The organism is Candidatus Pantoea gossypiicola (assembly GCF_008632075.1).
In the GTDB taxonomy this organism is placed as follows: Bacteria; Pseudomonadota; Gammaproteobacteria; order Enterobacterales; family Enterobacteriaceae; genus Pantoea; species Pantoea gossypiicola.
Genome location: NZ_VWVM01000002.1, coordinates 454,924 through 476,432, shown reverse-complemented (window position 1 = coordinate 476,432; position 21,509 = coordinate 454,924). Strand labels below are relative to the sequence as shown.

General features: G+C 53.0%; 16 protein-coding genes and 1 pseudogene. 12 read left to right on the top strand and 5 right to left on the bottom strand.

The genetic code is table 11. From position 1 onward, the window contains the following. Nucleotides 1-134: 134 nt before the first annotated feature. From pflA to ycaO, 4 genes are all read right to left on the bottom strand, one after another. Entirely contained in the window at nucleotides 135-875 is a 741-nt protein-coding gene (gene pflA, locus F3I20_RS04555) for a pyruvate formate lyase 1-activating protein (RefSeq protein ID WP_150009919.1), read from the bottom strand. A gap of 162 nt (nucleotides 876-1,037) precedes the next feature. Further along, complete coding sequence (gene pflB, locus F3I20_RS04550) at nucleotides 1,038-3,320, bottom strand: formate C-acetyltransferase (protein WP_150009917.1); 2,283 nt, start codon at nucleotides 3,318-3,320, stop codon at nucleotides 1,038-1,040. A 71-nt stretch (nucleotides 3,321-3,391) separates the two neighbouring features. Beyond that, nucleotides 3,392-4,252, bottom strand: coding sequence for a formate transporter FocA (gene focA / locus F3I20_RS04545; protein WP_150037716.1), 861 nt, complete (start codon nucleotides 4,250-4,252; stop codon nucleotides 3,392-3,394). Between the two features lie 373 nt (nucleotides 4,253-4,625). Then, nucleotides 4,626-6,389 (bottom strand): 30S ribosomal protein S12 methylthiotransferase accessory factor YcaO, encoded by a 1,764-nt coding sequence (ycaO, locus tag F3I20_RS04540; RefSeq protein ID WP_150009913.1) that lies wholly within the window; start codon nucleotides 6,387-6,389, stop codon nucleotides 4,626-4,628. A gap of 326 nt (nucleotides 6,390-6,715) precedes the next feature. Between ycaO and serC the strand changes: the two genes are divergently transcribed. The 12 genes and pseudogenes from serC to F3I20_RS04480 all read left to right on the top strand — a co-directional run bounded on the left by serC (nucleotide 6,716) and on the right by F3I20_RS04480 (nucleotide 20,720). Continuing rightward, nucleotides 6,716-7,801: a 3-phosphoserine/phosphohydroxythreonine transaminase gene (gene serC, locus F3I20_RS04535; protein WP_150009911.1), complete on the top strand. Its 1,086-nt coding sequence runs from the start codon at nucleotides 6,716-6,718 to the stop codon at nucleotides 7,799-7,801. Between the two features lie 82 nt (nucleotides 7,802-7,883). Further along, nucleotides 7,884-9,170 carry a 3-phosphoshikimate 1-carboxyvinyltransferase gene (aroA, locus tag F3I20_RS04530; RefSeq protein ID WP_150009909.1) on the top strand — a complete coding sequence of 429 codons (1,287 nt, stop codon included), beginning with the start codon at nucleotides 7,884-7,886 and terminating at the stop codon, nucleotides 9,168-9,170. Nucleotides 9,171-9,369: 199 nt separating this feature from the next. Then, nucleotides 9,370-10,056, top strand: a complete 687-nt coding sequence (gene cmk, locus F3I20_RS04525) for a (d)CMP kinase (protein ID WP_013357315.1) — start codon at nucleotides 9,370-9,372, stop codon at nucleotides 10,054-10,056. Nucleotides 10,057-10,164: 108 nt separating this feature from the next. Further along, nucleotides 10,165-11,838: a 30S ribosomal protein S1 gene (gene rpsA, locus F3I20_RS04520; RefSeq protein ID WP_003849352.1), complete on the top strand. Its 1,674-nt coding sequence runs from the start codon at nucleotides 10,165-10,167 to the stop codon at nucleotides 11,836-11,838. An 82-nt stretch (nucleotides 11,839-11,920) separates the two neighbouring features. Beyond that, nucleotides 11,921-12,205 (top strand): integration host factor subunit beta, encoded by a 285-nt coding sequence (gene ihfB, locus F3I20_RS04515; protein ID WP_003849360.1) that lies wholly within the window; start codon nucleotides 11,921-11,923, stop codon nucleotides 12,203-12,205. A gap of 202 nt (nucleotides 12,206-12,407) precedes the next feature. Next, nucleotides 12,408-14,663 (top strand): annotated as a pseudogene (locus F3I20_RS04510) (DNA internalization-related competence protein ComEC/Rec2). 34 nt (nucleotides 14,664-14,697) lie between these two features. Next, nucleotides 14,698-16,446 (top strand): lipid A ABC transporter ATP-binding protein/permease MsbA, encoded by a 1,749-nt coding sequence (gene msbA / locus F3I20_RS04505; RefSeq protein ID WP_150009905.1) that lies wholly within the window; start codon nucleotides 14,698-14,700, stop codon nucleotides 16,444-16,446. Continuing rightward, the gene (lpxK, locus tag F3I20_RS04500; RefSeq protein ID WP_150009903.1) at nucleotides 16,443-17,429 is read left to right on the top strand and encodes a tetraacyldisaccharide 4'-kinase; all 987 of its coding nucleotides are present in this window, start codon (nucleotides 16,443-16,445) and stop codon (nucleotides 17,427-17,429) included. The genes msbA and lpxK overlap by 4 nt, the downstream gene beginning before the upstream one ends. A 39-nt stretch (nucleotides 17,430-17,468) precedes the next feature. Beyond that, entirely contained in the window at nucleotides 17,469-18,683 is a 1,215-nt protein-coding gene (locus F3I20_RS04495) for a winged helix-turn-helix domain-containing protein (protein WP_150009901.1), read from the top strand. Between the two features lie 105 nt (nucleotides 18,684-18,788). Beyond that, entirely contained in the window at nucleotides 18,789-18,971 is a 183-nt protein-coding gene (locus F3I20_RS04490) for a Trm112 family protein (protein ID WP_003849374.1), read from the top strand. Next, nucleotides 18,968-19,717 carry a 3-deoxy-manno-octulosonate cytidylyltransferase gene (gene kdsB, locus F3I20_RS04485; protein ID WP_150009899.1) on the top strand — a complete coding sequence of 250 codons (750 nt, stop codon included), beginning with the start codon at nucleotides 18,968-18,970 and terminating at the stop codon, nucleotides 19,715-19,717. Before F3I20_RS04490 ends, kdsB begins: the two co-directional genes overlap by 4 nt. A gap of 109 nt (nucleotides 19,718-19,826) precedes the next feature. After that, nucleotides 19,827-20,720, top strand: a complete 894-nt coding sequence (locus F3I20_RS04480) for a phosphotransferase (RefSeq protein WP_150009897.1) — start codon at nucleotides 19,827-19,829, stop codon at nucleotides 20,718-20,720. Here F3I20_RS04480 and elyC read toward each other — a convergent pair. Continuing rightward, a complete protein-coding gene (gene elyC, locus F3I20_RS04475) occupies nucleotides 20,700-21,485 on the bottom strand; it encodes an envelope biogenesis factor ElyC (RefSeq protein WP_150009895.1) in 786 nt (261 codons plus the stop codon). The genes F3I20_RS04480 and elyC overlap by 21 nt on opposite strands. Nucleotides 21,486-21,509: the final 24 nt, after the last annotated feature.

The window sequence follows — 21,509 nt, the reverse complement described above, 5'->3', positions numbered from 1 at the left end:
TGGTGGCAGAGTCAGTAGAAATCTATAACAGTCAGCGGCCACATCTGTCGCTGAAATACAAAACGCCTGATGCAGTGCATCAGGCGTTTTAACGGCATAACGTGTCAACCTATGCCAGGACTAGTCACGATTATTCAGTACACCACTTCGTGGCCATAGCTGGCGAGAATGTTTTTAACGCGTTCCATCGTCTCTTTCTGCGGTGGTTTCACCCCATCCAGCTTGTACTCTTCACCCATCGCAATCCATTTATGCTTACCCAACTCATGATAGGGCAGCAATTCAATCTTCTCGACGTTTTCCATGTCACGTGTGAATTCACCCAGCCGATGCGCGGTGTCATCATCGTCAGAATAGCCCGGTACCACAACAAATCGGATCCAGGTCCGCTTGCCTTTTTTCTGCAGATAGCGGGCAAAGTCCAGCGTACGATGATTCGACACGCCCACCAGAATCTGATGGATATCGTCATTCATCTGTTTCAGATCGAGCATCACTAAGTCAGTCACGTCGAGCAGTTCATCGATTACCGGATCGTAGCGGCGTACGAAGCCGTTGGTGTCGAGACAGGTATGGATGCCCTCGGCCTTGCAGGCGCGGAACCAGTCACGCACAAATTCAGCCTGAAGAATCGCCTCACCCCCTGACGCAGTAACACCGCCGCCAGACGCATTCATAAAGTGTCGATAGGAGAGCACATCTGCCATCAGCGCCTCGACGCTGATCTCTTTTCCGCCGTGAGTATCCCAGGTGTCACGGTTGTGACAGTAGAGACAGCGCATCAGGCAGCCCTGGAAGAAGGTGATGAAACGGATGCCGGGACCGTCGACGGTCCCGCAGGATTCAAATGAGTGGATACGACCGTTAACTGACATTGCGATGTTTCTCCAGTGAGTCTGCCGGGACAGACGGCGCAATCTCTGTTGCGCTCAGGGCAGGAAATCGATTCTGAGGGGAACCTTGATGAAGATGACCATCAGAACAGACTTTTAAGGAAAAGGCTCCGCGAGGAGCCTTTTTATCGGGTTTGGTCGTGATTACAGTGACTGTGTGAAGGTACGGGTAATCACATCCTGCTGCTGCTCCTTAGTCAGTGAGTTAAAGCGTACAGCATAACCAGAAACGCGAATCGTCAGCTGCGGATACTTCTCAGGATGCTCCATCGCGTCCAGCAGCATTTCACGGTTCATGACGTTGACGTTAAGGTGCTGGCCGCCTTCGATGCTGGCTTCATGATGGAAGTAACCATCCATCAGACCGGCAAGGTTGGTTTTGCGCACATTATCATCTTTACCCAGTGCGTTTGGCACGATTGAGAAGGTATAAGAGATACCATCTTTCGCATAGGCAAACGGCAGTTTAGCGACAGAAGTCAGTGAAGCCACCGCACCTTTCTGGTCACGACCATGCATCGGGTTCGCACCGGGTCCAAACGGTGCGCCAGCGCGACGTCCATCCGGCGTGTTACCGGTTTTCTTACCATACACAACGTTCGAAGTGATAGTCAGAACAGACTGCGTCGGCACGGCATTACGGTAGGTCGTCAGCTGTTGAATTTTCTTCATGAAGCGTTCAACCAGATCGCAGGCCAGGTCATCAACACGGGCGTCGTTGTTACCGAACTGTGGATATTCACCTTCGATATCGAAGTCGATCGCCAGACCATCTTCGTCACGAATCGGTTTCACTTTGGCGTATTTAATTGCAGAAAGTGAATCCGCAGCTACAGAAAGACCGGCGATACCACAAGCCATGGTGCGATAGACATCCCGGTCATGCAGGGCCATCAGTGCCGCTTCATAGCTGTACTTATCATGCATGTAGTGGATGATGTTCAGCGAAGTCACATATTGTTTCGCCAGCCAGTCCATGAAGTGATCCATACGCTCCATGACGGTGTCGAAATCCAGCACGTCGTCGCTGATTTTATCGCCTTTCGGTCCGACCTGCATTTTCAGTTTTTCATCCACGCCGCCGTTGATTGCGTAAAGCAGCGTTTTCGCCAGGTTGGCACGTGCGCCAAAGAACTGCATTTGTTTGCCGACAACCATCGGGCTCACGCAGCAGGCGATGGCGTAGTCATCATTGTTGAAATCAGGACGCATCAGGTCATCGTTCTCATACTGCAAAGATGAGGTATCGATAGAGACTTTAGCCGCGTATTTCTTGAAATTAATTGGCAGTTTTTCTGACCACAGGATGGTCATGTTTGGCTCAGGTGAAGGACCCATGGTGTAAAGGGTATTCAGGAAGCGGAAAGTGCTTTTTGATACCAGTGTACGACCATCAACGCCCATGCCTGCCAGTGATTCGGTTGCCCAGATTGGGTCACCAGAGAACAGCTCATCATATTCCGGGGTACGCAGGAAGCGAACCATGCGCAGTTTCATGACCAGATGGTCAATCAGTTCCTGAGCCTGTTCTTCCGTCAGCTTACCGGCTTTAAGATCACGCTCAATGTAAACATCCAGGAAGGTCGAGACGCGGCCAAAGGACATGGCAGCACCGTTTTGTGATTTAACGGCAGCCAGGTAACCGTAATAAGTCCACTGCACAGCTTCCATCGCGTTGGTGGCCGGACCGGAAATGTCATGACCATATTTTGCGGCCATCTCTTTGATCTGGGCCAGCGCACGATGCTGATCGGAGATCTCTTCACGCAGACGAATGGTCGCCTCAAGATTCACACCATTCTCTAAATCTTCCTGCAGTGATGCGAACTGAGAGAATTTATCCGCCATCAGGAAATCGATGCCGTATAACGCCACACGACGATAGTCACCGATAATACGACCACGACCATAAGCATCAGGAAGACCGGTCAGAATACCTGATTTGCGGCAGCGCAGAATGTCCGGGGTGTAAACATCGAATACACCCTGGTTGTGTGTTTTGCGGTATTCAGTGAAGATTTTTTTCAGAGAAGGGTCGAGTTCACGGCCATACACTTTGCATGAACCTTCAACCATTTTGATGCCGCCATAAGGAATGATGGCGCGTTTTAATGGCGCTTCCGTCTGCAGACCAACAATTTTTTCCAGAGACTTATTAATGTAGCCCGCGTCGTGTGAGGTAATGGTGGAGGCGAGATCGGTGTCGAAGTCGACTGGCGCGTGGGTGCGGTTCTCAATTTTGATGCCTTCCAGCACGCTTTCCCACAGCCTGGTTGTCGCTTCAGTCGCGCCCGCCAGGAATGACTCATCACCTTCATAGGGGGTGTAGTTTTTCTGAATGAAGTCGCGCACATTGACGCTGTTCTGCCATTCGCCTTCAGCAAATCCTTCCCATGCTGAAGCCAGTTTTGCATTAAGTTCGGTCATAATATACCTGCCTTATATGAAGAGACTTTACGGTCGGGCACAGTCAACGTCCTGTGCCGTCAAAAATGCGTTTAATGTACCTGGTCACCTTTGCGGAGATAGATAACCCAGTAAGTCAGCCCAACCAGAACGCCACCGCCGATGATGTTACCGATCGTTACGGGAATCAGATTATGGAGAATAAAGTTACTGACGGTCAGCGAATGAAACTGTGCAGCCGTGGTGCCAGCAGCCTGCCAGAACGCAGGCGTTGCGAAGTCGCGGATAGTAATGGCATAGGGAATGAGAAACATGTTAGCGATGCTGTGTTCGAAACCGCTGGCGACAAACATCCCAACAGGTAGAATCATCACGACCAGCTTATCGGTCAGGCTGCGACCGGAATAGCTCATCCAGACGGCAAGGCAGACCAGCAGATTAGCTAATGTACCCAGACAGACGGCTTCTATAAAGGTGTGATGCATCTTGTGATCGGCGGTTTCCAGGACATTTAATCCCCATGCACCATTCGCAACCATATGCTGTCCGGCAAACCACATCAGGGCGACAAAGAAGAGCGCACCTGCCAGGTTACCGGCGTAGACGTTAATCCAGCTGCGGGCCAGCTGACCCCAGCTGATGCGACCACTGGCTTTAGCCACGACGATCAATACCGTCGAGGTAAAAAGGTCGGCACCACATACCACGACCAGCATCAAACCGAGAGAGAAGCAGATACCGCCAATCAGTTTGGCTATGCCATAGGGCATCGCGCCACTGCCGGTAGTCGCTGTAATATAAAAAACGAATGCGATTGAGATGAATACGCCAGCGTTTATTGCCAGAAAGAAGGTAGTAAAGGGGTGTTTGGTTGCTTTATAGATACCGGCGTCTTCGGCCACTTTCGCCATTGCGGCTGGTAATAAAAGATTAAAAGGGTTGTCAGTTTTCACACTAACTTACTCCTGAAGTTGTCTGAAAAAATACTAACAAAGGAGTATAGGTCAGTAATTGATGTGGATCATGTTTGCCGAAATGGTAGCCAGGTCATCGCGTGATAATGAAAATATAATCGCGTAACTATATGAAAATAAACGTTTAAATAAATTTTAAAAATGCAAATATATTTTAAAGAGATGCGGTTACTCGCGCTTTTAATTCATCCGGTGTTATAAATTAACTTCTTATATGTTAAGTAAAATGATGGAATGTGGCGCGAGTTATTTTTATTACAGCTAATGTTTCATTGAGATCGCGGGAAATTATGGCACCAGATAAATCCAGTGCCATGTTGAGTTGTCTATTTCCCGTTTAAGGCGTTACGCCTTACGCTTTTTTCCAGTAATGACGTTTAGCAGCTTGCAGTTTTTCGTAGGCAGCAAGCAGGGATTGATGGGCAGGGAATGTCTGCAACTCTTCATCCACAGCCTGAAGCCCATTAAACGGATTCTCACCACTGATAGCGGCGGAAGCTGCTTCCATTGCGCTCTCACCATACATACGCAGGAAGGCGTGATGATACTGCAGCGGATCGCGCTCATCTTCCATTGCCAGCAACAGCAGGGTCTGCAGGCAACGATAGTAATTAGCCCGCTCTGGCGTAAAGATTGAGCTGTTAAACTCCATGGTCCACTCGGTCCAGATCAATGCCTGATCCAGATCGCCGCCTGCCAGCGCCAGCATCGCTTTTAATTCGCCAATACGCAGCGTGTACCAGCCGTTGTCTTTACCGGTTGCCAGGCCCAGCAGCTCGCGAATACGGGTGAAGTCGTCAAAACCTTCATCATCCAGCTGTCCAATCAGATCCAGATACTCTTCCGGATTCCAGTTGCTGGCAGGCAGGGCAAGCAGGGTTTCACGAATGCCAGCACCCATGCTGTTATTTGCCAGGAACAGATCTTCCGCCGGGTAGATATCAGACATGCCAGGTACGATGATGCGGCAGGCATAGACGCCCAGATGCTCGTAGTCAGCGATATAGACTTCCTGATCTTCTGAAGCGAAGATCGCCATTAGCGTAGCAAATTCCTGCTCGGTGCTGCCTGCAAAAGACCAGTCGACAAAGGGATAATCTGCCGTCTCTTTAAACAGATCCCAGGAGATCAGACCGCTTGAATCGATAAAGTGTGTTTCAAGGTTGGCATGTTCAGCCACTTCTTCATCATCAAAGGTTGGTGGTGTAAATACATCCAAATCTTTGAGGCTTCGGCCCTGCAGCAACTCGGTGACGGTACGCTCCAGCGCCACACCAAAATCAGGATGCGCACCAAATGAGGCAAAACAGGTGCCGTTGGTCGGGTTAAACAGCACCACACAAATAACCGGATATTTGCCACCCAGCGAGGCATCATAAGCGAAAATCGGGAAGCCTTCAGCTTCAAGGCGTGCAATCGCTTCAATGACGTCAGGATAACGCTGCATCACCTCATCAGGAATGGCCGGCAGGCTGATTGCTTCCGCAATAATGCGGTTTTTAATATAGCGCTCAAACACTTCTGACAGCCCCTGAACACGTGCTTCATTCGCGGTGTTACCTGCAGACATGCCATTTGAAACATAGAGGTTGCCGATGATGTTCATCGGGATATAGACGGTTTGCTGATCGGACTGGCGGGTAAAGGGCAGAGCGCAGATACCACGCTCAGCATTGCCGGACTGCAAATCAATGAGGCCAGAAGCCGTCAGAGCATTGTCGGCATCGTAAAACGCGTGCAGGCGCGCATCCAGAATGCCTTCAGGTAAGGAATCATCCTCTGGTAACGCAAACCATTTTTCATTGGGATAGTGAACAAAATCACCGTTAGCGATCTTTTTCCCCAGCCAGAAGTCAGCAAAAAAATAGTTAGTAGAGAGACGCTCAAAATACTCGCCCAGTGCAGAGGCCAGTGCCGCTTTTTTACTGGCACCTTTACCATTGGTAAAGCAGAGCGGGCAATCGCGGTCGCGGATATGCACAGACCAGACATGGGGAACAGGATTAAGCCAGGAGGCTTCTTCAATATTAAAGCCAAGATCCTGCAGCTTGTTCTGGAAACGCGCGATGGAGTCTTCCAGTGCGGCATCTTTGCCCGGGATAAATGTTTGCGTCATAGTGCCGCTCTCTCTGTTGTCATAGGGTGCGTAAAGCGCGCCATGATACGGATTTTGCTAACTGACCGCTATCAGGGCGGGACATTTTTACCGGCTTAGTTTACCGACGTAGTTTTCATCACAGCGGCACTCTGACCAAACGCAGATTGATGGGGCTGGATATAGCCTCACAAAATTCCGTTCAGATTTGCATTGGTAACATAACCTCCGGCGAGCCGGATTCAGAAAATGTGACCGCACCCTGATTTATGATTGCAGCTATCAGAATGCAGTGATAAAACCGGATAGTTATTCATAACCGTTCGATATGACAGTGGTGAGGGGAAATGACGCAAGTTTATAATTTTAGCTCTGGCCCGGCGATGCTACCGGTTGAAGTCCTTCGTCGTGCAGAACAGGAGCTGACGAACTGGCGCGGTCTGGGTACCTCTGTAATGGAGATCAGTCACCGCAGTAAAGAGTTTATTCAGGTGGCTGAGGAAGCGGAGCAGGACTTCCGTGATCTGCTAAAAATACCGGCTAATTACAAAGTTTTATTCTGTCATGGTGGTGCGCGTGCGCAGTTCGCTGCAGTACCGGGTAATCTGCTCGGGCAAGCGACCAGCGCCGACTATGTCGATGGCGGCTACTGGGCGCACAGTGCAATTAAAGAAGCGGAAAAGTATTGTTCCCCGCGCACGCTGGATGTGAAAACCACCCGCGATGGTAAACGTGCCATTCTGCCGATGAGCGAATGGCAGGTGAGTGAATCGTCTGCTTACCTGCATTTCTGCCCGAATGAAACTATCGATGGCATCGCTATTGATGAACAGCCCGATTTTGGCAGTAAAACTGTTGTGGCTGACTTCTCATCTACCATTCTGTCACGTCCGATCGATGTGAGCCGCTATGGCGTGATTTATGCAGGTGCGCAAAAAAATGTCGGTCCGGCCGGGTTAACGCTGGTTGTCGTTCGCGAAGATCTGCTGGGTCAGGCGCACGCCTCTGTACCTTCAATTCTTGATTACAAAGTGCTGGCGGATAACGATTCGATGTTTAATACCCCGCCAACATTTGCATGGTATCTCTCAGGCCTGGTGTTTAAATGGCTGAAAGAGAAGGGCGGCGTGTCTGAAATTGATCGTATCAATCAGGCAAAATCTGACCTGCTTTATGGCGTCATCGATCACAGTGGCTTCTACCGTAACGATGTGGCTAAAGAAAACCGCTCACGCATGAATATTCCTTTCCAGCTGGCGGATGCGTCACTTGATGCGCTGTTCCTGGAAGAATCATTTAAGGCGGGATTACATGCGCTCAAAGGACATCGTGTAGTAGGCGGTATGCGCGCCTCTATTTATAATGCGATGCCGCTGGAAGGTGTGAGGGCGCTGACCGATTTCATGGTCGACTTTGAACGCCGTCACGGCTGATTATTAAGAGATCAGCGTTGATGCTGATGCCAGACCTCGTCATAGGGCGAGGTCTCTGTATTTTTTGAGGATTTCGTTTCACATGCAGGACTCCCTGACTCTCCAACCTATCGCGCGCGTTGATGGCACCGTAAATCTGCCTGGTTCAAAAAGCGTTTCCAATCGCGCATTGCTGCTGGCTGCGCTGGCTGAAGGTACAACCCGTCTCACCAACCTGCTTGACAGCGATGATGTGAAGCACATGCTGAATGCGCTGACCGCGCTGGGCGTAAGCTATACGCTTTCCAGCGATCGCACCGTATGTGAAGTGAAGGGGAATGCCGGCCCACTGCACTCCTCTCAACCGTTGTCGCTGTTTCTGGGCAATGCCGGCACCGCAATGCGTCCTCTGGCCGCTGCACTCTGTCTGGGTGAGCACGATATCGAACTGACCGGCGAACCTCGTATGAAAGAGCGTCCAATCGGGCATCTGGTTGATGCGCTTCGGCAGGGTGGAGCAACTATTGAGTATCTGGAAAACGAAAACTATCCGCCGCTGCGTTTACGCGGTGGTTTCACCGGAGGTGACGTCAGCGTGGATGGCAGCGTTTCCAGTCAGTTCCTGACAGCACTGCTGATGACCGCGCCGCTGGCACGGCAGGATACCTGCATCACTATCAAAGGCGATTTGGTTTCCAAACCTTACATTGATATCACTCTCAATCTGATGCAGTGCTTTGGCGTTGAGGTTGAGAACCAGAGCTATCAGCGCTTCCTGATTAAGGGACAGCAACAGTATCAGTCACCAGGCGATTACCTGGTTGAAGGCGATGCCTCTTCCGCCTCCTATTTCCTGGCTGCCGGCGCAATAAAAGGTGGTACGGTTCGCGTCACCGGTATCGGACGCCAGAGTGTGCAGGGCGACATCCGTTTTGCTGACGTACTGGAAAGGATGGGTGCGGTAATTGAGTGGGGCGATGATTACATTGCCTGCACGGCCGGAAAACTGCAGGCCATTGATATGGACATGAACCATATCCCGGATGCTGCCATGACCATCGCGACCACTGCGCTGTTTGCAGAGGGCACGACCCAGTTACGTAATATTTATAACTGGCGTGTAAAAGAGACCGATCGACTGAGCGCAATGGCTACAGAGCTACGTAAAGTGGGAGCGGAAGTTGAAGAAGGCCATGACTATATCCGTATTACACCGCCAGCGACGCTGATTCATGCTGATATTGGCACCTACAATGATCACCGTATGGCAATGTGTTTTTCGCTGGTTGCCCTTTCCGATACACCAGTAACTATTCTCGACCCTGGCTGTACAGCCAAAACCTTCCCGGACTATTTTGTTCAGCTGGCTAAAATCAGCCAGCACGCCTGATATCGCCTTTCCGGTGCGGTTCCGCACCGGATCTTCCCCTGATTTAATCTGGCTTTAACCTTACCGATATCCTCTGAATTGACTAACATTTCGAACCCGGTCAGTGCGAAAGGGTAACCAAGCCTTGCTATGCAGCGTATAATGCTAAGCATTAAGGGTGGCCTGAAGGTCATAATGCACGCAGCAACAGGAGGGAAAAATGACAGTAACTGCCCCGGTCATAACTATTGATGGGCCAAGTGGAGCGGGAAAGGGAACCCTGTGCAAAGCGATGGCAGAATCGCTGCAGTGGCATCTGCTGGACTCCGGTGCTATTTATCGCGTGCTGGCGTTAGCGGCATTGCATCATCAGGTGGACATTGAATCTGAAGAAGCGCTGGTACCGATTGCTGCACATCTTGATGTGCGCTTTTTGTCACAAAACGGTGAAATGCAGGTCATACTTGAAGGTGAAGATGTTACCGGTGAAATCCGCACTCAGGAGGTCAGCAACACCGCCTCACGTGTCGCTGCGTTTCCGCGGGTGCGTGAAGCGTTATTGCGCCGCCAGCGCGGTTTCCGCGAGATGCCAGGCCTGATCGCTGATGGCCGTGATATGGGCACCGTGGTTTTCCCGGATGCGCCAGTAAAGATTTTCCTTGATGCCAGCCCGGAAGAGCGTGCTCAGCGACGTATGCTACAGTTGCAGGGAAATGGCTTTAATGTTAACTTTGACCGCCTTTTAGCCGAGATAAAAGAACGCGACGACCGCGATCGTAACCGCGCAATTGCGCCTTTAGTCGCTGCTGCCGATGCACTGGTTCTGGACTCTACTGAGATGTCTATCGACCAGGTCATTGAAAAAGCGCTACACTATGCCCGCGAGAAGCTGGGCATTCCGGCTTAACTGAATTTATCACCCTGTACCACGGATCTGGTGCCGGGCATGTGAAACAACCCCATCCGACATGAAGTCAGATGGACGTTAAATTGAAGAATCCTGAAGATTATCAATATGACTGAATCTTTTGCTCAACTATTTGAAGAATCCTTAAAAACAATCGAAACCCGCCCGGGTTCTATCGTTCGTGGCATCGTCGTTTCTATCGACAAAGATGTCGTTCTGGTTGATGCGGGTCTGAAATCTGAATCTGCAATTCCTGCAGAGCAGTTCAAGAACGCAGCCGGCGAACTGGAAATCCAGGTTGGCGACGAAGTTGATGTTGCTCTGGATGCAGTGGAAGACGGCTTCGGTGAAACCCTGCTGTCCCGTGAGAAAGCTAAGCGCCATGAAGCATGGATCACGCTGGAGAAAGCTTACGAAGACGCTGAAACTGTTACCGGTGTTATCAACGGCAAAGTTAAAGGCGGCTTCACAGTTGAGCTCAACGGTATCCGTGCGTTCCTGCCAGGTTCACTGGTAGATGTGCGTCCGGTGCGCGATACGCTGCACCTGGAAGGCAAAGAGCTTGAGTTCAAAGTCATCAAGCTGGATCAGAAACGCAATAACGTCGTGGTTTCACGTCGTGCGGTTATCGAATCCGAAAACAGCGCAGAGCGCGATCAGCTGCTGGAAAACCTGCAGGAAGGCATGGAAGTTAAAGGTATCGTTAAGAACCTCACTGACTACGGTGCATTCGTTGATCTGGGCGGCGTTGATGGCCTGCTGCACATCACTGATATGGCATGGAAACGCGTTAAGCATCCAAGCGAAATCGTTAACGTTGGCGACGAGATCACCGTTAAGGTGCTGAAGTTCGACCGCGAGCGTACCCGTGTTTCTCTGGGTCTGAAGCAGCTGGGCGAAGATCCATGGGTTGCTATCGCTAAACGCTATCCGGAAGGCACCCGCCTGACCGGTCGTGTTACCAACCTGACTGATTACGGCTGCTTCGTGGAAATCGAAGAAGGCGTTGAAGGTCTGGTACACGTGTCTGAAATGGACTGGACTAACAAAAACATCCATCCGTCTAAAGTTGTTAACGTAGGCGATGTTGTTGAAGTTATGGTTCTGGACATTGACGAAGAGCGTCGTCGTATCTCCCTGGGTCTGAAACAGTGTAAATCTAACCCATGGCAGCTGTTCGCTGAGACGCACAACAAAGGCGATCGTGTTGAAGGTAAAATCAAGTCAATCACTGACTTCGGTATCTTCATCGGCCTGGACGGCGGCATCGACGGTCTGGTTCACCTGTCTGACATCTCCTGGAACGCGACTGGCGAAGAAGCCGTTCGTGAGTACAAAAAAGGCGACGAAATCGCTGCCGTTGTACTGCAGGTTGATGCAGAGCGCGAGCGTATCTCTCTGGGCGTTAAACAGCTGGCAGAAGATCCGTTCAACAACTACATCACTCTGAACAAGAAAGGTGCCATCGTCACCGGTAAAGTGACTGCAGTTGATGCTAAAGGTGCTACAGTTGAATTAGCAGACGGCGTTGAGGGTTACCTGCGCGCTTCTGAAGCTTCACTGGACCGCATTGAAGATGCAACTCTGGTTCTGAACGTTGGCGACGACGTTGAAGCTAAGTTCACCGGCGTTGATCGTAAAAACCGTGTCGTAAGCCTGTCTGTCCGTGCGAAAGACCAGGCTGATGAGAAAGAAGCTATCAATACTGTTAACACCAAACAGGAAGAAGGCAATTTCTCCAGCGCTATGGCTGAAGCGTTCAAAGCGGCTAAAGGCGAGTAATCGACCTGAAGCACCGGGTGGGCAACCACCCGGTTTCGGTAAAAGCTGTCATACATTCCCACAGGAATAAACCGGAGGTTACATGACCAAGTCAGAACTGATCGAAAGACTGGCGGGACAGCATACTCACATACCGGCGAAAGTCGTTGAGGATGCAGTAAAAGAGATGCTTGAGCACATGGCCACTACGCTGGCACAAGGCGAACGCATCGAAATCCGGGGATTCGGCAGCTTTTCTTTGCACTATCGCGCTCCGCGTACTGGACGTAACCCGAAAACGGGTGACAAAGTGGATCTGGAAGGTAAATACGTTCCCCACTTTAAGCCAGGCAAAGAGCTGCGCGATCGCGCAAATATCTACGGCTAAGCCGATACCGAACCCGATAAACGACATCTCCGGATGTCGTTTTTTTTGCCTGCTATTCAGGTTGAGACCTGACATCCAGATTTGCTCATCCTCACTGCAATGCCGCGCTCTCCTTGCGAGACGACTCCAGCCTCACTCATCGCTCACTGTTAATTTCTCCCCAATTGTTCAGAATAATCGAACGCAATCAATGGACACGATTATGCTGACATGGACCGTTCTGGCGCGACTGGCGATCGTTGCAACGTTACCGCTACTGCTAATGGCGCGGCTGCCATCAGGTGAGGCGATTCTGCTGCTTATCCTCGTGGGTCTGGCTCTGCTGCATTGCGCTTACCCGCCGCTTCGTCTGACCGGTATCACTCTGCTGTTTCTGGCATGGGCCTGTAACGACGCGCGTCTGATGGTGAGGGATATCGAACAGCTCTCCGCACGGCCCGCAACCTTTACCCTTCAGATTGATGAACTACGAAAAGAGCGGAAGCAAATCCGGGTTCGTCTGCTGGAAGAGCAGGGCAGGATAATATTTCCGCCTCGCTTTGCCTGGCTCTTTTTCGATACTGATCCAGAGATTTACTGTCCGGGCCAGCGCTGGACTATGCACCTCCGTCTGCGACCGGTCCATGCCCGCCTCAATGAAGGCGACTTTGATGCACAGCGTTTTGCACTCGCGAATAATACGCCGCTTCAGGGGCGGATTCTTAAACAGGATGCTATCAGCGATCGCTGTGATGGCCGCTGGCGATTTATTGTATGGCACCGTGACAGAACCCGTGAAATGCCTTCGCGTGGCACGCTGGAGGCGCTGGCATTTGGTATCCGGGAAGAGATGAGCCCGCAGACGCGCCAGCTACTGCGTGATACCGGCACGGCGCACCTGATGGCGATATCGGGCATGCATATTGCCCTGGCAGCCAGTACTGGCTGGATGCTTGCGCGAGGCGTGCAGTTTATATTGCCAGCCCGCCTTATCGGCTATCTTTTTCCCCTCATCGTGAGCTGGCTGTTTGCAGCAACCTATACCTGGCTTTCAGGGGCGCAGCCTCCTGCAGCCCGTTCTCTGCTCGCCCTGACGCTATGGTCGATAACACGGTTTGCGGGTATTCAGCTGAACAGCTGGCAGATCTGGACATTCTGTATTGCGTTGCTGCTGGTGATGGATCCGCTGACCGTGCTGTCTGACAGCTTCTGGCTTTCAGTACTGGCTGTCGGCATGCTGCTGGTCTGGTATCACTGGTTTCCGCTGCCTGCACATTTCCGCCATCAATGGCGCTGGATCCCGCTACAGCTACTGCATTTGCAGGCGGGCATGATGATTTTAATGGTGCCGCTACAGGTGGCGATATTCAACGGGATCAGCCTGACCGCGCTGGTGGCCAATGTCGTTGCAATCCCGGTCGTCTCATTTATTACTATGCCCCTTGTAACACTTGCCATGCTGCTGCCGGTAGCGCATTAATCTGCATTCTTCTGGGGTACGGCCGATCTCTCTTTACGCACACTGTTTTATTGCCTGACGTTGCTGCCGCCGGGCTGGTGGCCGTTAAATGGCACAGCCTGGTTTACGGTCATGGTATGGGGTGGCCTCATTCTCTGGCGTGCGCAGTTTTTCTTCTCACTGCCATTAAGCAGCTGTGCGATAGCGCTGGCGATGATAGTAAGTCGCCAGCCAGAACCTGAGCAGGGCTGGCGCATCGATATGCTGGATATCGGCCATGGCCTGAGCATAGTACTCACTCAGGGTAACGAAGCGGTGATATATGACACAGGGCCACGCTGGCAGAACGATAATGCGGGGAGCCGGGTGATCATTCCCTGGCTGGAGCGCAGACAGCTACGTTTAAAACAGGTCATCCTCAGTCATAACCATCTGGATCATACGGGTGGGCTGCAGGCGATTACGCAACGCTGGCCCGCGGCCGAGGTAAGAAGCGCGCTGGCGGATAAAACGCACTTACCCTGTGTACGTGGTACGCAGTGGCGCTGGCGGCAGCTCCACTTCCGGGTTGTCTGGCCGCTGACGAACCCTTTAGCCGGTGGGAACAACGACTCCTGTGTCATCATCGTCGATGACGGTCAGGTCCGGCTGATGTTAACCGGTGATATCGAAGCTAAAGCGGAACGTCAGCTGGTGGCGCTGGAGAAGCAGGGGCTGAAGGCCGATATCCTGCAGGTACCGCATCATGGAAGCCGTACTTCGTCCACCTCCCTGCTACTGCGCAAAACTGAAGGACACACCGCGATTGCCTCTCTGGCACGCTACAATGCCTGGCGCATGCCCGCGAAAAATGTGCTGGAAAATTACCGAACGGCTGGATTTCAGTGGCTGGATACGGGCCAGTCAGGACAAATCAGTATCAGGATAGAGCAGGGCAGAGTGCAGGTATCTACCCTGCGGGAACAATTAATGCCCCGTTGGTATCATCAGTGGTTTGGCGTCAAACGCGAATCCAGGTAGAATGGCCGGCTATTTCCAACAGCGTGAATAAATAATGCATCAAGATAAAGATCTCTCTACGTGGCAGACGTTTCGCCGACTCTGGCCGATGATCGCGCCTAACAAAGCGGGATTAATTGTGGCCTCTGTCGCCCTGATTATTAATGCTGCGGGCGACGCCTTAATGCTCTCCCTGTTGAAACCGTTACTGGATGATGGCTTTGGTAAGGCTGACAGGTCGGTGATGCTGTGGATGCCGCTGGTCGTTATTGGCCTGATGCTGGTTCGCGGAGTCACCAGTTATATCTCCAGCTACTGCATCTCCTGGGTCTCTGGCAATGTCGTGATGAATATCCGTCGTCGTCTGTTCAGCCATATGATGGGCATGCCGGTTTCATTTTTTGACCAGCAGTCGACCGGTACACTGCTGTCGCGCATTACCTACGATTCAGAGCAGGTTGCCTCTTCATCTTCGGGTGCACTGGTTACCGTAGTGCGTGAAGGTGCCTCGATCATTGGCCTGTTCATCATGATGTTCTACTACAGCTGGCAGCTGTCGTTAATCCTGATTGTCCTGGCACCTGTCGTCTCATTTGCAATCCGCACCGTATCTAAGCGCTTTCGCTCAATCAGTAAAAGTATGCAGAACACCATGGGGCAGGTGACAACCAGCGCCGAACAGATGCTGAAGGGGCACAAAGAAGTGCTGATCTTTGGCGGTCAGGAAATTGAGTCGGAGCGTTTTTCTCGCGTCAGTAACCGTATGCGCCAGCAGGGCATGAAACTGGTCTCAGCCTCTTCCATTTCCGATCCGGTCATTCAGCTGATCGCGTCACTGGCCCTGGCTTTTGTCCTCTATGCTGCCAGCTTCCCCAGCGTCATGGATACCCTGACAGCCGGGACTATCACCGTGGTTTTCTCCTCGATGATCGCCCTGATGCGTCCGCTCAAGTCTCTGACCAACGTCAATGCCCAGTTCCAGCGTGGCATGGCGGCCTGTCAGACGCTGTTCTCTATTCTGGATAGCGAGCAGGAAGTAGACAATGGCACGCGCGAAATCACCCGTGCGAAAGGGGATATCGAATTCCGTGATGTGACCTTTACCTATCCCGGTCGTGAAATTCCGGCACTGCGCAATATCAATCTGTCGCTACCGGCAGGTAAAACGGTGGCGCTGGTAGGCCGTTCTGGTTCCGGCAAGTCTACGATGGCGAGCCTGCTGACCCGCTTTTATGATATTCAGCAGGGCGAAATTCTGCTGGATGGTCATGATTTGCGCGAGTATACCCTGCGTTCGCTGCGTAATCAGGTGGCGCTGGTCTCGCAGAATGTGCATCTCTTTAACGACACCATTGCCAATAACATCGCGTATGCCCGCAGTGAGCAATATAGCCGTGCAGAGATCGAGCAGGCGGCCACCATGGCGCATGCGATGGACTTTATCAATAAAATGGATAAAGGCCTGGATACGGTGATTGGCGAGAACGGCGTGCTGTTATCTGGCGGTCAGCGTCAGCGTATCGCCATTGCCCGTGCGTTGCTGCGTGATTGTCCGATTCTGATCCTGGATGAAGCGACCTCTGCGCTGGATACCGAGTCAGAACGCGCTATTCAGTCTGCACTGGATGAGTTGCAGAAGAACCGTACCTCGCTGGTGATTGCGCACCGCCTCTCTACCATTGAGAAAGCCGATGAAATCGTGGTGATCGAAGATGGTCAGATTGTTGAACGCGGAACGCATCAGGTGCTGTTAGCAGAACGCGGTGCCTATGCACAGCTGCATAAGATGCAATTCGGCCAATGATAGAACGTATCTGGAGTGGTCGCTCTCCGTTATGGCTTCTGTTATGGCCATTCAGCCTGCTGTATGGTGCGATCACAGCCCTGATACGCTTCAGTTACAGGCGCGGCTGGCGTAAAAGCTGGCGTGCGCCTTTGCCGGTGGTGGTGGTGGGTAACCTGACTGCCGGTGGCAACGGTAAGACGCCAGTCGTGATCTGGCTGGTTGAGGCGTTGCAGCAGCGTGGCTTGCGGGCTGGTGTCGTCTCCAGAGGATATGGCGGCAAGGCAGACCACTATCCTTTGCTGGTCACGGCGCAGACCCCCACGCAACAGGCCGGTGATGAACCGGTACTGATCGCCCAGCGCACCGCAGCGCCGGTTGCGGTTGCGCCCAAAAGGCAACAGGCGATTGAGGCGTTACTGAAGCAGGGGCCGCTGGATGTGATTATCACTGACGACGGCCTGCAACATTATGCGCTACAGCGCGATTGCGAGATCGTGGTGGTTGATGGCGTTCGTCGCTTTGGAAATGGCTGGTGGTTACCTGCCGGTCCGATGCGTGAACGTGCCAATCGTCTGCGGCAGGTTGATGCCGTCATCATTAATGGCGGTGATGCCCTGGGTGACGAGATTGCGATGCAACTTCAGCCCGGACTCGCTACCAATCTGCTGACCGGGGAAACCCGTGCAACCGAGCAACTGGGCGCAGTGGTCGCCATGGCCGGTATCGGTCATCCTCCGCGCTTTTTTACCACGCTGAAAAAGCAGGGTATTACGCCGGTTGCAGAGATCGCCTTTGCCGATCATCACGCCTACAGTGAGGATGAGCTGACACGATTATTACAGCCGGGTCAGCAGCTATTAATGACTGAAAAGGACGCAGTGAAATGCCGTCACTTTGCGCAGCCTGACTGGTGGTATCTGCCGGTGGACGCTCATTTAACCGGTAAAGCCGTAACCCCGTTACTGGACGACATTGAACAACGCTGCCGTCGCCCGCACTGATACCTGCACCCATTCAGGTGAAGCCTGATAAGGAAGAGGATGAACACCCCGCATTCACTTTCGTTACAGCAAGCACGTCACCTTCATCTCGCCGCGCAGGGCCTTCTGCGCCCTCTGGCAAAACGCGCTGTTTATCAGGATCTGATTAACTGCATCTCCCGCATGTCACTGCTGCAAATCGACACCATCCATGTCGTGGCCCGCAGTCCTTATCTGGTGCTGTTCAGTCGCCTGGGAAACTATCCTCAGGCATGGCTGGAACAGGCGCTGGCACAGGGCGATTTCTTTGAGTACTGGGCGCACGAAGCCTGCTTTATTCCACGCGCCGATTACAGACTGCTTCGTCATCGCATGCTGTCGCCTGAACGTCTTGGCTGGAAATATAACGCGCAGTGGGTTGCTGACCACCAGCAGGCGATTACCGAATTACTGCAGCTGATTCAGCAAAACGGTCCGGTGCGCGCCGCTGATTTTACCCATGCGGATAATCCAAAGTCGGGATGGTGGGCATGGAAACCGCACAAACGCCATCTGGAAAACCTGTTTAGCGCCGGTGAGCTGATGGTCGCCGAACGCCGTAACTTTCAGCGTGTCTACGATCTGCGCAGTCGTGTCATGCCCGACTGGCAGGATGAAATACATGGCATCAGCGAAGCCGACGCCACCAGACAGATGCTGATGAACAGCGCCCGTAGCTTAGGAATTTTCCGCGCGGCCTGGCTGCCGGACTACTATCGCCTTAAACGGGCACCCCTGAACGACTTTATCTCTGATGCCCAGGCTGCGGGCGATCTGGTCGCCGTCAATACAGAGGGGCTGGGTGAAATGTGGCTGCATCGTGACTACTTACCATTGCTGGAGACGCCGCTGCAGGCAACGCACAGCGCGCTGCTGTCCCCGTTTGATCCGGTGGTCTGGGATCGCAAACGTGCGCTGGAGCTGTTCAGTTTTGATTATCGTATCGAATGTTACACCCCCGAGGAGAAGCGTAAATTTGGCTATTTCGTTTTGCCTATCCTTCATCGTGGGCAGATAAAAGGGCGGCTCGATGCCCGCATGCTGCGGCAGGCCAAACAGCTGGAGATTAAAAAACTCTGGCTGGAAGAGACGACCCGCGTCACGGCGCGCTTTGTGGTGGATATCCGGCGTGCGATTGAACGCTTCGCAGCCTGGCAGGGGGCAGAAAGCGTCACTATTCTGCAGGTACCCGATGCACTCAAAGACCACTGGCCAGCCCAGTGGCGGCTGGATTAATCAATTTTGCGGCAGCCGCTGCGGGAAGGCGTTTTACCCCATCCCGCCTGCGCCGCGCTATGGTATGCTTGATGCCTTAAGCATTCGGTTCCTGATGGAGGACATATGGATCATCGTTTACTCGAAATCGTTGCCTGCCCGGTGTGCAATGGCAAACTTTACTTCAACAATGCGCAGCAGGAGCTGATCTGCAAGCCTGATGGCCTGGCCTTCCCGGTTCGGGATGGCATTCCGGTGCTGCTGGAAACCGAAGCCCGTACCCTGTCAGTTGAAGAGATTCATCCATGAGTTTCACTGCCATCATTCCTGCGCGCTATGCGTCAACCCGGTTACCCGGCAAGCCGCTGCTCGATATTCACGGTAAACCGATGGTCGTGCATGTGATGGAACGCGCCCGTGAATCGGGTGCCAGCCGGGTCATTGTTGCTACCGATCATCCTGACGTAGCCAGAGCAGTGGAAGCGGCAGGCGGTGAAGTCTGCATGACGCGCGCCGATCACCAGTCCGGCACGGAGCGGCTGGCGGAAGTGATTGAAAAATATCAGTTTGCTGATGACGAAATCATCGTCAACGTGCAGGGTGATGAGCCGATGATCCCGGCAGAGATTGTGCGCCAGGTGGCGACCAATCTGGCGGGTTCAGCGGCCGGGATGGCAACGCTGGCGGTGCCAATCACCGATGTGGAAGAAGCCTTCAATCCAAACGCGGTGAAGGTGGTCATGGATGCGAATGGCTATGCGCTCTATTTCTCACGGGCAACCATTCCCTGGGATCGTGAACGCTATGCTGCCTCACGTGAGCAGATTGGCGATACGCTTCTGCGACACATCGGCATCTATGCCTACCGTGCCGGTTTTATTCGCCGCTATGTTGCCTGGGCGCCTTGTCCGCTTGAACAGATTGAGCTGCTCGAGCAACTGCGTGTCTTATGGTACGGTGAAAAAATTCATGTCGCCGTAGCAAAAACCATTCCCAGCGTGGGTGTGGATACGCCAGACGATTTGCAACGCGTCCGCAATGCCATGCAGGCCTGATACACGGGGAGTCAGCCTCCCCGTTTCAGCGCAACGATTGATCCGCCACTAAACTTATCGCCAGTACTTCCTTCAGGATATTGTGATACTCATCTGAGGAGGATGCCGCATGGAACAGCTTAAATCGGAACTCACGCTGGCGCTGGGTGAAAGCATCAGCCGCCTCGAATTAATCAGTGAACATCCACCTACCCGACTCTATGCCCTGTACGATCGGCAGGGGAACCCCATGCCGATGGTGGCAAAATATTTTCGTCATCAGGGGCGGGCAGCGCTGGAAGCCAGAAAGCTGGCATTACTGGGGCAGGCCGGATTGATCCCGGTGCCAGCGGTCTATGGTCTGGTGCTGAGCCAGCAGCCTCCGGTGCATGAAACGCTTCTGATGGCGAGACTGAATGGCGTGACGGCGGAGGTGCCTGCGCGGGATGCCCAGCGATGGCAACAGTTTTGCGAGCAGGCCGTCGAGGGTCTGCTGGCCTGGCACCGGCTCGACAGCCACGGTCTGGTCGGAACGGTAGACAGCACGCAGCAGAATTGCTGGCCGGCCTGGTATGCACAACGGGTTGAGGTATTGTGGTCGACCCTCAGCTATCTGCGGCCACCCGCATTAACGCTGGAAGATCGCCAGATTCTGTTTCGCTGCCGGTCGCGTCTGGCGTATTTTTTCCGCGACTTCGATGATCCCTGTGTGATGGTTCACGGCAACGTGCGGCTGCAGAGCATGCTGAAAAACAGCCGCAGCGACCAGTTAGTCGCGATGACACAGCCGGGCATGATTCTCTGGGCACCCCGTGAATATGACCTGATCCATCTGGATACCTCACCCGCCGAGACAGCGCTGCTGCACGACTACCTGCAACGGGCACCCGTCTCTGAGGGCTTTGTCTGGCGCCGGTGGGTTTATCAGCTGTGGGACTGCATCGAGCATCTTGTGCAGACTGGCACGTTTGATCGTCCGCGTTTTGACCATGCCCGTGCGCAACTACTTCCCTGGCTCGGCTGAGTCGGGTTCCTCACCTTTAAGTCGCTGCAGTAACGTGCCCAGCGTCTCATACACTGCCCGTTCGCTGTGGCTCAGCCAGATCGATGATGGTATCGCCCGTTCCCAGCCATTCAGCGGCGAGGTAATCGCCAGCTGATTGGCAGGCGCAGCAATCGGCTTCAGACCGACCGCGTGGAAAAAGCGTATCGCCCGCGGCATATGATTCGCTGAGGTGACCAGCAGCATCGGGCGATCGCCGACTACCGTTTTGACCGCCTGCGCTTCATCCGCGGTATCACGCGGTTGGTCCAGAATCTGAATATGTTCGCGCGGCACGCCCAGACTTTCTGCCACCTGAGCGGCTACCCAGGCGCTGCTCTTCGGATTGGTGCCACCAGCGGCACCGGTAAAAATCAGGGTCGACTGTTGATTGCGTTGCCATTGGCGAATACCTTCCGCCACGCGTGGCAGACTGTTATTCAGCAGGTTCGAGCTGGGTGCCCATGCCGGATTGAAGGTGTAGCCTCCACCCAGCACCACAATGTAGTCCACCTTCTCTGCGCCGTTCCAGGTCGGATAGCGGTTATCCAGCGGCAAAAGCAGCCGATCGGCTAGCGGTTGCAGGCTCAGCAGCAGCAGTAACAGCCAGCTGATGGAGATCACGGTTTTGCCGCTTTTTTGCCAGTCAGTAAACCAAAGCAGTAAAATGCCCAGCGCCATCAGCAAAAGCAGAAACGGCAAGGGTAAAAGCAGCCCGCCTATCACTTTTTTCAGGGTAAATAACATCGAAAACGCGTCCTGTTGTCCGAA

Coding starts and splice junctions, on each gene's coding strand:
- cmk (WP_013357315.1), top strand. CDS start 9,370: ATGACAGTAACTGCCCCGGTCATAACTATTGATGGGCCAAGTGGAGCG.
- ihfB (WP_003849360.1), top strand. CDS start 11,921: ATGACCAAGTCAGAACTGATCGAAAGACTGGCGGGACAGCATACTCAC.
- F3I20_RS04480 (WP_150009897.1), top strand. CDS start 19,827: ATGGAACAGCTTAAATCGGAACTCACGCTGGCGCTGGGTGAAAGCATC.
- kdsB (WP_150009899.1), top strand. CDS start 18,968: ATGAGTTTCACTGCCATCATTCCTGCGCGCTATGCGTCAACCCGGTTA.
- rpsA (WP_003849352.1), top strand. CDS start 10,165: ATGACTGAATCTTTTGCTCAACTATTTGAAGAATCCTTAAAAACAATC.
- aroA (WP_150009909.1), top strand. CDS start 7,884: ATGCAGGACTCCCTGACTCTCCAACCTATCGCGCGCGTTGATGGCACC.
- elyC (WP_150009895.1), bottom strand. CDS start 21,485: ATGTTATTTACCCTGAAAAAAGTGATAGGCGGGCTGCTTTTACCCTTG.
- pflB (WP_150009917.1), bottom strand. CDS start 3,320: ATGACCGAACTTAATGCAAAACTGGCTTCAGCATGGGAAGGATTTGCT.
- msbA (WP_150009905.1), top strand. CDS start 14,698: ATGCATCAAGATAAAGATCTCTCTACGTGGCAGACGTTTCGCCGACTC.
- ycaO (WP_150009913.1), bottom strand. CDS start 6,389: ATGACGCAAACATTTATCCCGGGCAAAGATGCCGCACTGGAAGACTCC.
- F3I20_RS04490 (WP_003849374.1), top strand. CDS start 18,789: ATGGATCATCGTTTACTCGAAATCGTTGCCTGCCCGGTGTGCAATGGC.
- F3I20_RS04495 (WP_150009901.1), top strand. CDS start 17,469: ATGAACACCCCGCATTCACTTTCGTTACAGCAAGCACGTCACCTTCAT.
- pflA (WP_150009919.1), bottom strand. CDS start 875: ATGTCAGTTAACGGTCGTATCCACTCATTTGAATCCTGCGGGACCGTC.
- serC (WP_150009911.1), top strand. CDS start 6,716: ATGACGCAAGTTTATAATTTTAGCTCTGGCCCGGCGATGCTACCGGTT.
- lpxK (WP_150009903.1), top strand. CDS start 16,443: ATGATAGAACGTATCTGGAGTGGTCGCTCTCCGTTATGGCTTCTGTTA.